Source organism: Pseudomonas sp. G7(2022), assembly GCF_052660475.1.
The window spans coordinates 199,851-212,864 of record NZ_CP109659.1 but is presented as its reverse complement, the minus strand read 5'-3'; the positions used below and the strand labels follow the sequence as shown (position 1 = coordinate 212,864).

The following is a 13,014-nucleotide window of genomic DNA, read 5'->3' as shown; positions in this document are numbered from 1 at the left end:
GACTCACTATTCAATCCGTCGCTCGGTCGGCAACGCATTGAATGCGGTCGAAGTCCGCAGACTTTGCGCCAGTTCCACCAGTTGCACGAATTCGTTGCGCAGGCCGAAACGGTCATCGCCACGGGCACCTCGGGCCAGGGCTTCGGTGTCCTTCAAGCTGAAATCGCCGGTGTAGCGACCGTCCTTGAATTGCTGGGAGAACGCCGCGACGGCGGCAGCAAAACGCAGGTCTTCGCAGGCGGGCGCAACCTGACTGGCAATCGGCCGCTCGATCAGCAGACTTTTCCCACCTTCCGGCTTTTGGTATCGCACACGCAACATCGCCAATTCTCCGTTCTTCCCGGAAACAGCCGGCTCCGACTTACCGTAGCGCAGCGGCTCCAGCCAGCCCTCCTCGCCTGCGGGGACAATTTCATACAGCGCCGTCACCGTGTGCCCTGCACCGATTTCACCGGCATCGACCTTGTCATTGCTGAAATCCTCACGCTTGAGCGCGCGATTTTCGTAGCCAAGCAGCCGGTATTCGCTGACCTGCGCCGGGTTGAATTCCACCTGCAATTTGACGTTTTTCGCCACCACGGCAAGGGTCGAACCCAACTGATCCACCAACACCTTGCGCGCCTCGCGCAGGTTGTCGATGTAGGCGTAGTTGCCATCACCGGCATCCGCCAGTTGCTCCATCAAGTGTTCATTGTAGTTATCCACACCGAAACCCAGGGTGGTCAGGGAAATACCGGTCTTGCGTTTATCCACAGCCATCTGCTTGAGACTGTCGAAGTCGCTGACACCGACGTTGAAGTCGCCGTCGGTGGCCAGCAGGATGCGGTTGATACCTTTGGGGATGAACGCCTGTTGCGCCATCTGGTAGGCCAGTTCGATGCCGGAAGCACCTGCGGTCGAACCTCCTGCGGTCAACTGCTCGATGGCGGTGCGAATTTTCGCCTTTTCCCGCCCGGAAGTCGGCTCCAGCACCACCCGCGATTCACCGGCATAGACCACCAGCGACACGCGATCCTGCTCGCGCAATTGATCGACCAGCAGTTTCAAAGTGCTTTTGACCAGCGGCAGCCCTTCACGGCGATCCATCGAACCGGACACGTCCACCAGAAACACCAGGTTGGCCGGCGCCAGCTCCACCACCGAGCGGTCAGATGCCTTGATGCCGATGCGCAGCAAACGGGTGTGCGGATTCCACGGGGTGGCCGCCAGTTCCGTGGTCACGCCAAAAGGCGAGCCGTCGGCGGGCAGCGCGTAGTCGTAGGGAAAATAATTGACCATCTCCTCCAGCCGCACCGCGCCCTCCGGCGGCAGGCGTCCCTGATTGAGCAGACGGCGAACGTTGGCGTAGGCGCCGGTATCCACATCGGCACTGAAGGTCGAGACGGGTGTTTCGGCAACGCTGTGGATCGGGTTATCAGCCAGGTGGGCATACTGTTCGTGCTGCTCGGCGCGATAGCCTTGTGGATAACTTTCCCCGGCCGGCATCGGAGCAAAACTGGCCATCGGCGCCGCAAGCACGCTGCGTTTGGCCATCGCGCGATCGGCCACGACCGCTTCGTGCTGTACCGCAGGGCTGGATTCGGGCTGTGCCGGTGGCGGTACGGCGACCGATTCCGGACCGGAGGAAACACCGCAACCGGCGACGGCCAACAGCACACCGGCAGCCAAGGGTCGCAGAAGCGTCGAAGGAAGGAACATGGGGGCTGACCTCGAGGAAGAATTGATCATTCAACCTCTGAGACGGGCAGCCCTTTCAGTTCGGGTTAAACGCCGCCGAATATTTTTCAGCGGTGATAACGCCGTACCGCACTGCTGTTGCGCAGCACATGGCCTTTGATCTTTTCCAGCAACTGGGCGCGGGTCAGACCGGCCGGCAAGGCGTCGGGGGCAAGGTCCAGGGCGTAGATCTGGATGATGTAGTGGTGGGCACTGTCGCCGGTCGGCGGGCAGGGGCCGACATAGGTGGTCGTGCCTTTGCTGTTGGTACCGCCCAGCCCTTCGAAGGTCGGCCTGGTGCCGCTGCCGGCCGGGATCTGCCGGGTTGTGGCCTTGATGCCGTAGTGAACCCAGTGATCGACGCCCATGCCTTTCTGGCCGTCCGGATCGTGCATCACGATGGCATAGCTCTGGGTCGCGGCGGGGCCGGCGTTCCAGCTCAGCGCCGGGGACAGGTTCTTGCCGCCGCAACCGGCGGCATCGCTGGCCGCCGCTGCGGTGAACAGACGATTGTCCGAAACACCGGGAATGCTGAGAGTGAAGCGCTCCTGGGCCTGCGCCGGGAACTGCACGCAAAGGGCGACGGCAACGGCCGCCAGCCAAGGGTTGAGAGAGGTCAATCGGGTCATCCGGGAGCACCTTGTGCAGTTGGGCCTTCGTCGGCCTGCAAACTATAGCCGTACCGTTCGTGCCGTGGCAGTGGGAAATGGATGAACCTCGCGATCCGGGCCAAACTCGTATGAGAAACACCCCATGGAGCACGACCATGTCCCTGCACCGTGTCGCCCGTTTCGCCGATGTTGCGCAAGACCGTGGCCTTGAAGTACAGATCGGCGACTGCAAGATTGTCCTGCTGAGCGTCGCCGGCCAGTTGCGCGCCTTTCAGGGCGAATGCCCACATGCCGGGGCGCCGCTGGCGGAAGGCGCCTTGTGTCATGGGCGACTGATCTGTCCCTGGCACAAGGCTGCCTTTCGCGCAGAGGACGGCGCCCTGTGCGAGCCACCGGCCCTGGACAGCCTCAAGCGGTATCCGTTGGAACTGCGTGGTGATGAAGTCTGGGTTGATGATCAACCACTGCCGGATGCCCATGTCCCCGGGCTGGACGATCAGCGAAGCTTTGTCATTGTCGGTTCCGGCGCTGCAGGAACGGCGTGCGCCGTCGCTCTGCGGGAGAAAGGCTTTGGCGGACAGATCGTGATGATCGACCGCGAACCGGACGCCGGCTACGACCGCACGGTATTGAGCAAATTTGTCCTGTCGGGAGAGACACCGCCACAGCAAATCCCGCCCTTGCGCGATGATGACTTCTACCGCGAACAACACGTCAATCGCGTGTCTGGCACAGTCATCGCGCTCGATGCCCAGACCTGCACCCTGCATCTTGCCGATGGCCGGACGCTGAACTACAGCGCCGCCGTACTCGCTACCGGAGCGACGCCCAATGCTCTGGAGCTGCCCGGTGCCGACCTGCCGCAGGTGTTTGTCCTGCGTTCCAGGGCCCACGCCGAACAGATCATGAAAATTGCACGGCCGGGACAGCGTGCCGTCATCATCGGTGACAGTTTCATCGCCCTCGAATGTGCTTCGGCGCTGCGCCAGCACGGTCTCGACGTCACGGTGCTGGCGCGCCACGCCATTCCCTTCGTGGCACAGTTCGGTGAAGCCGTGGGCAAGGCAATCCGCGCCCTCCACGAAGAGAACGGGGTGAAATTCATCGTCGATCACCCAGCCAGGGAGATCACCGGTGACGGCAAGGTCGAGGCGGTGCTACTCGATAATGGCCTGCGTCTTTCGGCGGATCTGGTGCTGGCGGGAATTGGTGTGCGCCCGGCAACCGAGGCGTTCGCATCATTGCCACTGGAGAATGACCAATCGATTCGAGTCGATGCCGGTATGGGCGTCACCGACAACCTGTGGGCCATCGGCGATATCGCCACGTTCCCGTTGAACGGCCAGCCGCGGCGCATCGAGCACTGGCGCCTGGCCCAGCAACACGCGCGGATCGCCGCCGCCAACATGCTCGGCGCCGACGAGCATTACCTCGACGTGCCGTATTTCTGGACCTGGCACTTTGGCCGCAACTACGACTATCTCGGCCAAGCCGGGCAGTGGGACGCCATCGAATTCATGGGCGACCCCGAACAGCCGCCCTTCATCGGACTCTTCGGCGCCAACGGCCTGGTGGTGGCTGCGGTGGCGTGCGAGCAGGAGCGCGCAATGGCGTTGCTGGCCGAACGCATGAAACAGCCGCTGCCCATGGAAGAGGCATGGCGGCTGATTCGCGCGGTCAGTTGAGCCGGTTCGATGGCTCGCGGTTATCGTCGTCCTCGGCGTGCAGAAAGATCACCCGTGGGTGCTCCAGTGGAGCCAGCGGTGGCGGCAGTTCGGCTGGCTCCACCGGCCACAGGTGCGGCACCACGTGGCTGACGTCACCGTCCTGATTGTTGTGGATGGTGATGACGCCAGGGCTGCGCAGCTTCTGCAGGCGGTCATCGCACAGCTTGAAGCTTTTGCTCAGACCGTCATCGTCGACCACCGGGGCAGCCAGCCGGCGCTGGGCGAAACTGCGGCTTTTGCGTTGTTGATAGCGGGCCCAGGAAATCAGGATGATGGCGTTGACCAGCGCCACCCATAGATAGATCTGCAAGGTGCCAAGGGCTTCGAACGCCGAATGATCGATGCGCGGGCCACCGGCATGGGTTTCGATCAGCGGCCACAGCCCGCGCACCAGCAGATACAGCAGGCCGACCCAGGCCAGCACGGTGAGGATCACATCGATCACCACCAGAAATGGCCGCTGGCGGGTCCGGATGATTTTCATTTGATGATCTCCTCTTCGTCGTCGCCCGCCGGTTTGATGCCCCGGTCCGGGCTGACCCAGCGCGCACGCTTCTGATGCTGGCCGAACAGCACCTTCGGAAAGCTGACCAGCGTGGTCAGCAGACTGATGAACCAGAACACCAACGGATACCAGACCACCCAGAACATGGTTCTGCCCAGACCCGGCTCGTAGCGTCGGTCGATCACGATACTGACCGCGAACTGCACCAGGCAGACGAAGGCCAGCAACAGCCCGGTAAATGCCGGTGGCATCAGGTGGTCCACCGCAATCGCTTCGGGCATGACCACGAACTTGCCGACGCCCCAGAAGATGACCGACAACAGGAAGGTGAATGCCCAACCGGTCGACAGGCAGTATTCGAACAGCAGTGGCCACAGGTAACGGTGACGGTACTGCCAGATCCCGCGAATATTCTTGAACAGCACCTCGGCGCCGCCCTGGGCCCAGCGCAGGCGCTGCTTCCACAGACCGCGCAGGGTTTCCGGCATCAGGATCCAGCACAGGGCGCGGGGCTCGTAGAAGATGCTCCAGTGGTCCAGTTGCAGCTTCCAGCTGATGTCGATGTCTTCGGTGATCATGTCCGGGCTCCAGTAGCCGACCCGGTTCAGCGCCGTACGGCGGAACGCGACGATCACACCCGACACGGTGAAGATCCGCCCGAACACCCGCTGGGTGCGTTTGATCAGCCCGATGATCGACGAAAACTCGCCCACCTGAACCCGCCCGACCAGGGTCGAACGGGTGCGGATCCGCGGGTTGCCGGTCACCGCGCCCAGTCGTGCGTTGTCGAGCATCGGTGCCACGAGATAAGCGGCAGTGTTCGGCGCCAGCAACGCATCACCGTCGATGCACACCAGATATTCGCTGCGCGCCGCGATGGCGCCCATGCGCAGTGCCACGGCCTTGCCCTGGTTTTCCGCCAGGTGCAGCACGCGCAGCCGTGGATCTTCCTTGGCCAGCGCATCCAGCACTTGCGCGGTGTTGTCCTTGGAACCGTCGTTGATCGCGATGACTTCGATGTTCGGGTAATGCTGCGCCAGCGCCGCGTGAATGGTGTCGGCCGCGTTGTCGCCCTCGTTGTAGCAAGGGATCAGGATCGAAATCAGCGGTTCGCCTTCCAGCGGTGGCGGCAGGGTGTCGTCTTTCCAAGGCCAGTGCCGTTCCCAGTGCAGCCAGAAGTACAGGCCACCGGAAATCCACAACCCGGACATGAACAGCGGGTAGAAGAACACGAAGTCCATCAGGAATTGCCCGGTGACCAGGAAGATCAGCCCCAGCGGTACGCCGAGGACAATCGCCAGAACCAGCAGGGCCAGCAGTCTATCCAGCATGTCATGGGTTCCATTTGTTGGAGAGCGCAGGCCGCACGGTTTTCAGGTCCGGCAGGTTCTCGAGGAAGTTGTCCGGGTAGTAACCGAAACTGGTGGCGCCCTGACGCTTGAGGCGGCCCATCCAGTCGGCCAGTTGCGCACCGTCGATGTCGGCCTGATCCTTCTTCGTCCAGTCCCGTGCCTGCAATTCGAACACCGTGCGATCCAGCGCACCGGGGCGTTGTTTGATTTTCGCCACCAGTTCTTCCAGCCACGGGCCGGATTGCGCAGGGGTCTGCTTTTCCATGAGTGGCATGGCCATCGGCGCCGTCCAGTCGTAGCTCACAAGGAAGTCGTCGAGGTTCTGCGCGAACCACGCTTCGCTCCCGGGATTGAGAATCGGCTCGGCGAAGATGTTGCGCGCGGTGAGCACCTGCGGGCCACGGATCGCCCGCACCTTGGCGGTCAGTTCATTGGTGAAGTCGATCAGGTAGCGGCTCTTGAATCGCGTCCAGCGCTGCATAGCTGCCGGATCATCACGCAGGGCGGCAATCGAGCCCGGCAGACCGTGGGCGGCATAAGCCTTCAAGGCCTCGGGACTGGCGTCCTCGAAGTCCGACAGCACGGCGTCATCGTGGTAGAGAATGCCGTCCACCGAGGTCAGGCGCGCCACGTCTTCGTAGATCTCACCAATGATCCGCCGCACCTCGGGGTCGAACGGTGACAGCCGCTTGTACTGATCCGGATCGACAGCGGTAGTGCCGGTCTTCGGATCCCAGCGCGTGACCCGCGGCAATGTCGAATCCAGCGCAAAACTCAGCACCGGCATCCAGGCGAACACCTTCACGTGGGCCCGGGTACGCAGCTGCCAGGCGACGCGGTCGAAGAGGTCGGCGCGCATCGGCAGATGACGGTTGGGGAAGTACAGCGAATGCACCAGACCATCACCCTGCGGATCGGCGAAGGCTTGCAGGAACACCGTGTTGGCGCCCATGTCGGACATGCGCTGGATCAGCTTGCCGAGATTGACCTCCTGCTGCGCCGGATCCGGGTCATAGACGTTGTCCAGATCCACGTGCACCACGCGCATGGCGAAATCCGACTGCACGGCCACGATGCTGTTGGCGAAATGCTCGCCATCCGGGTCCGAGGCCACGAGAAAACGTGGGCTGCTCATCAGGTTGTCGAGGGCATCGAGACCGTCGTCGAGGGTCAGGGCCATTTCGTAGCCCTGCTCGCTGACAACGGTCAGCGAAGTACCGTCCGCCGTCCCGTAGGGCCAGACCCAGATTCGTGGTTTTTTACCGGTGGCCTTGCGGATTTTCTCTGAGATGGTGGCCACGTCAGTGCGAATCCGTGCCTGGAATTGCGCTTCGGATTCGTAGCGCCTGGTCACCGGATCGTAGCGACGGGTTGCGGCGGCCGGCTGCATGTTGCCTTGCGGGTTGGCGAGGATGCCTTTGTGGCTGGCATCGGTGTGGGCGGCGATTTCCACCAGGCCCGATTGCGAAATTTCTCGCACCTGATCCCAGGTCAGAAAGTCGGAACGCGGGCGCATGGCGCCGGCAAAATCCACCGGTTGATTCAGCGGTGTATCGATCCAGACCCCGACCGGCGCCAGCAGCGCATGCCAGTTGTAGGCGCGCAGCACCGGCATCACACGGGTGTAGAAACTCGCGTAGCCGTCGTCGAAGCTGAGCAGGATCGCTTTGGGCGGCAGTTCCGGCCCGCCCTTGCGCGCGGCCATGATCTGATCGACCGTCACCGGCTTGTAGTTGTTTTCCCGCAGCCAGGCCAGCTGCTCGATCATGCGCTCGGTGCGCACGGCCACTACGGCCTGATCGGGATCACGGTCTTCGACGTCGTGGTAGGCAATGCCCAGCACGTGGTTTTTCGGCCAGGGCTTTTCATTGGCCGCCAGCGGACGCTCGGACGGCGGCGCGAAGGCCGGGGCTTGCTGGGCGCAGGCGCTGACCAGCAGCACTCCCAGCAGAAGGATGAAACGCGAAATCAAAGGCATCTTCAAACTCTTCTAGAAGCGGAAAGTGAGGTCGACGAGCAGACGCAGATCGGTTTCCCGGTCACCGTCGTAGGGCCGGTTGATCACACTGAACAAACCGCCCACCTCGAATACGTCGTTCCAGGCATAACGCTGGCCGTAGCCGAGCATCGCCATGCCGCCGGTGCCGTGATCACGCTGGCTGTACGTACCCGCACCGGCCTGGAATTGCTGGCTCCAGGAGGTTTCGTAGCGGTGGTAGAGCACGTGGTTGACGTTGACCGTCGGCATCACGCTGAAGTCCGCCTTCGGGTTGAAGTACGGCACGTCTTCGGATTTGGAGTTATGACTGGTGCTGACTTCCAGACCGGCGTCGACCTGCACGTGGGTGGTGCTGTAGACGCCTTCGCGGCCGGTCAGCAAGGCTTCGACACGGTTGTTGCCGTCGCTGAAATGCGACGGGCTGACCGACAGTTTCCACTCGCGGCTTTCATTCGCGCGCCAGCGGATGAAACCGCTGCCGCCGTTGGCCTTGATGTCGCTGTTGAGCGCCCGCAACGGGGTCTCCGCCGACAGGTATTCAAGGCTGCCGCCGTACTGCCAGTTGTCATTGATGTCCCGGGCAATCGCCAGGCGGGCGCCCTGCTTGTCGCCGTAACCGTAGGAATGGTTGGAGACTTCAGCTTCAAGGGTCATGTCGCGGGTGCGCCGCTCCAGACCGACACGCTGGAAGCGGTGGTTGCCGGTGCCTTCGGCGAAGTCACCGGTGGCATAACCGACCCCGGCGAACACGCGCCAGTCCTCATCGATCGGCGGACTGTAGAGCGTGCTCTGGATACCGAAGTCCCGGCTGCCGCTGACCGCGCCGGCATTGCCACCGCTGCCGCCATTGGCCTTGCCGCCGTAGGCTTCAACGCGTAATTCGGACATGTCATGCACTTCACGCTCGCGGGCCGCTCGCTGCACCTGGCGGTTGTCCGGGAAGCGCTCCACGACGTCGTCGGTCAGCGCATCCATCTGCCGCCATTCCTGAAGCGTCATGGCGGTTCGGGCCTGAGCCACCTCCAGTCCCATGTCCCGGGGCACCATGCTCTCGACTTCCTTGAGCTGGCTCTCGGCGCGGCGCGGCCATTGTCGCGCCAGGTAAAGATCGGCCTGGGACAGGCGCAGGCCGACGTTGCCCGGCGCCTGATCGACCAGCGTCTGCAAGCGATCCTCGCCATGGGGCAGGTCCGCGCCGTAGGTGCCGGCAGCCTGAGCCGAGAGCAGTTGCGCGTCCATCCAGTCGTCGCTGGGGTTACCGATCGGCAAGCCCTTGAGTTCGACGCGCGGTTTCTCGTTTTTGGCCAGATCTTCGGCGACCTTGCGCGCCTCCTCGACACGGTCGCTTTCCAGCAACGAGTAATACAGCGCGGTGGTGTCTTCGAGGCGATCGCCGGCATCGGCGTCCGGCGCCGAGAGCACCTGACGATACAGGTCAGTGGAGACCTCGGGCTGACGCTGATCCAGATACGAAGCAGCCACCCAGCGCAGGGCGTAGGTCGGAATCTTCACGCCTTCGCCTTGCAGTTTCTGGTATTCGGCAATGACGTCGGCCGTACGCGCACGGGCCTTGAGCGCGCCCATGCGGTCGATGCGCCAGCGGGTCACGTCGTCGTGGGCGCCGGCATCCGGGGTCCAGGTGGCGAGCAGCTTGTCGTAGTCGGCCAGTGCGCGGTCGGCGATCACGTAGCGTTCTTTTTCGCTGCGGGTGGCGAATTCGGCGAGGCGCACCCGCTCGGCAGCCAGATCGCCTTCGAGACGACGCAGAGTCACCGGATCGATCAGCCCCGGCCGCTGATTGGCCAGGCGCAGCGCCGGCTCGGGCATACGGGCCTTTTGCAGAGCGACCACGTATTCACGGGCGACTTCCGGTTTGCTGCCGGCGCGAGCGAAGGCCTGATCGTATTCGAACAACGCATCATATTGCTTGCCAGCACGGGTCAGGGCATAGCCCAGTGCGAGACGGCGGGAAGGATCATCGGGTTTGGCGGCAACCAATGCCTTGGCACGGGTCACGGCCTCATCGGGTTTGCCAGAGTCTGCCTGGGTCAGCGCGAGACCGAGTTGCAGGTCGGCGTTGTTCGGTTCCTGCGCCAGGGCCTTGTTGTAGACCTCGATGGCCTGATCCCAGCGCTTGAGATTGCGATAGGCGCGAGCGGTGGCGGTCAGGGCCTGGGTCGGCAATGCGCGGTCGCGCCCCTGGGTCTCGTAAACTTGCACCACTTCGGCATCAAGCCCGGCCCAACTGGCGATTTGCAGGTGATCGCTGATCTGTCCCGGAGTGGCCTGGGCCGGCGGCACCTGACGCAAAGCGGTCAGCGCGGGCGTGTAATGCCCTGCCCGGGCATCAAGCACCATTTGATCGTAGGCCGTATCGGCCAACGCGAGCACCGGCCAGAGCAACTGAGTGCAAAGCGCGACTCGAAACAAAGGGCGTAAACCACGATGTATTACAGGAACATCAATACGCGGCATTCGTCAGCATCCTTACATGGCCAGCCGGGTAGCAATGCTCCCCCTTGCCCAATTCGTAACGGAGACCAAGTCGATTTACCTGGCCAAGCTATCCAAGCAGTCTTGCACGCAAGCGTAGATCAATATTCAGAACACAATATTTGTTCAGATTCGTGACCGAAAACGCTGGCTCACGCCGCTCACGCCGATTCCAGACAGCAAAACGCCCGGCGTTTGCGGGGAGCAAAGGCCGGGCGTTGAGGTGTAGCGAGGGGGTTACTGTTCCTGGCTGACGTTGACACCAGCGAATTTGCTCATCAGGAAACCGACGAACTGCTCGACGGTCATCTTCTGGCCGTTGAACTCCACCTGATTGGCGGCGTAATGCAGCTTGGTGACAACGTTGGTGCCATCCAGGGTCGCCAACTGCGAACCGACGGCCATGCCGGCGAACATGTCGGCTCCGGCGCTGGCCTGGTCGACGATGGCTTTGGCATCGGTCTGACCATCGAGTTGCGCCTGCACGCTGAGCAGATCGACCAGCATCGGCTTGGACACCAGCACGTTGACGTCAAGCAGGGCGATCAGTTGCTTGCCCAGTTGATCCGGCGGCAGGTCCATCGACTGTGGCTTGGTCAGGTCGAGCACCAGATTGGCACGGCTTTCACCGTTGGCGGTTTTCAGCGACAGGTCTTCCAGCGCCAGTTGCGGCCCGGCCGCCAGCAGTTTTTGCAGGTCAGCCTTGACCTGAGTGGACTCGGCTTCGGTCAGGTTCAGCTCCGGTGCCGGCAGACCGGCGGCGGAGGCTTCGGCAGCGGCTTTTTCGTATGGCTGCAGCTTGGTCTGGTAGATCTGCATCAGCGACAGAGCCGACGGGATGTCGAGGTTTTTAAGGCTCATGGCCAGATTGGCCGAACCGATTTTCTTGTCGTTGAGGGTCACTTCACCGATTTTGTAGTCGGCACGGCCGGAAGCGTTCGTGCCGTTTTCTTCGGTGAGGTTCTTCATCTCGAAGTTCTTCACGCCCAGCACGGACTGCTTGGCGCCGAAGGTAGTCTTGCTGCTGGTCAGTTCCAGGGTGTTTTCGCCGGTGTAGTAGCCATAGCTGCTCTTGGCGAGGTTGCTGGCCAGGGTCAGGCCATTGAGTTCGATCTGCACCGGCGCCTGGTCTTCAGCCACGGTGGTCAGGTGCAGGCTGTCCATGTAGCCGTTGGCCTTGACCTTCTGTGCCTGGGCACTGGCGGAAATGTCCATGTTCAGGCCGGAAAACTTCAGGCTCGACTTGTCGTCCAGCGCGGTTTCCAGCGGCAGCAGTTCGATATTGCCAGTGGTGGACTGGTCATAGCCGATGTTGACCACACCTTTGAGTGGCGCAGCGCCCTTGGTGGCGGCGAACCATTTCTCGGTGATCGGGGTCTTTTCCAGCTCATAGTGACTGGTGGCCATGACCGGCAGCCATTTCAGCGAGACCAGACGCGAGAACGGCAGCGGGCCGTGCTCGATATGGTCGACGAACAGCAGCTCGACCGGCGCTTCGCCGAACATCTCGCCTTCACCCTTGAGGCGATAGTGCGCGGTGCTGCTGAAGGTGTTGCGTTCCAGCGACACCAGTTCCAGCGACGCACTGCCGTTGGAGCCGGCCATGGCGGTCTGCAACTCGCTGTTGGCATTGGCGACGGCATTGTTCAGTACGCCTTCGATTTTGGTGCCGGTGTACCAGGCCCCGCCGACGCTAATGGCGCCGATCGCAACAACAATTCCGAGAAGCACGCCTGCTGATTTATTCATGAATGACCTGATCGATTTCCGTGGCTGAAGGTGTGGTCGTCTTCCGTGAACCCGTGACCGGGCCGTGGCGCGACTCCGCTGAATTTAGCGGTGGAGATTAGCACTGGCAGCGCGGGGCGGCCCAATGTTTAAAGGTTAAAGAGTGTCCACGGGACATGGACAAACAAAAAGATCGCCGGGTTCGGCGATCTTTTGGGAGGTCAGGAATACTGCAGCTCGATCTCATCGAGCTGATGATCGAAGCTTTTCAGGCGTGCGGTCCAGGTGTACACCAGCACCTCGAAATCCCGGTCGATCACCGCCCCGCCCGGCCCGTCGCCGCGTGGGTCGCAGAAATCCAGCTGATAGCGCTCGCGGGCCATGGCGGTCGCGACATCGGACAATTCACGGGCATTGTTCAACCAGTGCCAGCCGTCATCGGCGACTTGTTTGTCCAGAGCCAGGCATTGTTTTTTCAGGGCTTCGAGGCTTTTTTCCAGCGGAGTGCCGGTGAGTTCGCCCATGACCTCGGCGAAAGTGCGTCCCGGTTGCCAGTAGCTGCCCCAAAAGTAGCGGTCGAACACGGTTTCGACTTTGCGCAGTGCGACTTTGGTGTCCCAGATCAGCAGCAGCGTCTTGCTTTGCTGAAGCTGGCGTTTCTTGAGCCGCTGCACCTGGACCGATGCCCAGGCCACCACCACGATCGCCATCACCGCGATCAGCGCGGTCGCGCTGTCGAGGAAGACCATCGCCTTGTCGATCTGATGAGCCAGCATGATGCCGTAGAAATAGGTGGCCGACAGCAGCACCAGTGCGACCAGGGCGCACCAGAAGCCGAGAGCGTAAGGGTTTTTCATTATTGGTTTCCCCTAGACCTGCGCTA

Annotated in this window: 9 protein-coding genes; 1 reads left to right on the top strand and 8 read right to left on the bottom strand. The window is 62.2% G+C overall.

Features of this window, described 5'->3' with window-relative positions; genetic code table 11:
• Positions 1–6 precede the first annotated feature (6 nt).
• Together NE357_RS00885 and NE357_RS00880 are read right to left on the bottom strand one after the other, a co-directional pair.
• Positions 7–1,698, bottom strand: coding sequence for a vWA domain-containing protein (locus tag NE357_RS00885; protein WP_169428342.1), 1,692 nt, complete (start codon positions 1,696–1,698; stop codon positions 7–9).
• Between the two features lie 86 nt (positions 1,699–1,784).
• The gene (locus tag NE357_RS00880; RefSeq protein WP_207867071.1) at positions 1,785–2,345 is read right to left on the bottom strand and encodes a YbhB/YbcL family Raf kinase inhibitor-like protein; all 561 of its coding nucleotides are present in this window, start codon (positions 2,343–2,345) and stop codon (positions 1,785–1,787) included.
• A 137-nt stretch (positions 2,346–2,482) separates the two neighbouring features.
• Between NE357_RS00880 and NE357_RS00875 the strand changes: the two genes are divergently transcribed.
• A complete protein-coding gene (locus NE357_RS00875; protein WP_169428340.1) occupies positions 2,483–4,012 on the top strand; it encodes an FAD-dependent oxidoreductase in 1,530 nt (509 codons plus the stop codon).
• Here the strand turns inward: NE357_RS00875 and pgaD are convergent.
• The 6 genes from pgaD to NE357_RS00845 form a co-directional block, all read right to left on the bottom strand.
• A complete protein-coding gene (pgaD, locus tag NE357_RS00870) occupies positions 4,005–4,538 on the bottom strand; it encodes a poly-beta-1,6-N-acetyl-D-glucosamine biosynthesis protein PgaD (protein ID WP_169428339.1) in 534 nt (177 codons plus the stop codon). The two genes, NE357_RS00875 and pgaD, sit on opposite strands and share 8 nt — an antisense overlap.
• Complete coding sequence (gene pgaC / locus NE357_RS00865; protein WP_169428338.1) at positions 4,535–5,890, bottom strand: poly-beta-1,6-N-acetyl-D-glucosamine synthase; 1,356 nt, start codon at positions 5,888–5,890, stop codon at positions 4,535–4,537. Before pgaC ends, pgaD begins: the two co-directional genes overlap by 4 nt.
• Position 5,891: 1 nt before the next feature.
• Complete coding sequence (pgaB, locus tag NE357_RS00860; RefSeq protein WP_169428337.1) at positions 5,892–7,889, bottom strand: poly-beta-1,6-N-acetyl-D-glucosamine N-deacetylase PgaB; 1,998 nt, start codon at positions 7,887–7,889, stop codon at positions 5,892–5,894.
• A 12-nt stretch (positions 7,890–7,901) separates the two neighbouring features.
• Complete coding sequence (gene pgaA, locus NE357_RS00855; protein WP_169428336.1) at positions 7,902–10,385, bottom strand: poly-beta-1,6 N-acetyl-D-glucosamine export porin PgaA; 2,484 nt, start codon at positions 10,383–10,385, stop codon at positions 7,902–7,904.
• Positions 10,386–10,640: 255 nt separating this feature from the next.
• Positions 10,641–12,152, bottom strand: a complete 1,512-nt coding sequence (locus tag NE357_RS00850; protein WP_169428335.1) for a YdgA family protein — start codon at positions 12,150–12,152, stop codon at positions 10,641–10,643.
• 200 nt (positions 12,153–12,352) lie between these two features.
• Entirely contained in the window at positions 12,353–12,988 is a 636-nt protein-coding gene (locus NE357_RS00845) for an NADH:ubiquinone oxidoreductase subunit N (protein WP_169428334.1), read from the bottom strand.
• Positions 12,989–13,014 lie beyond the last annotated feature (26 nt).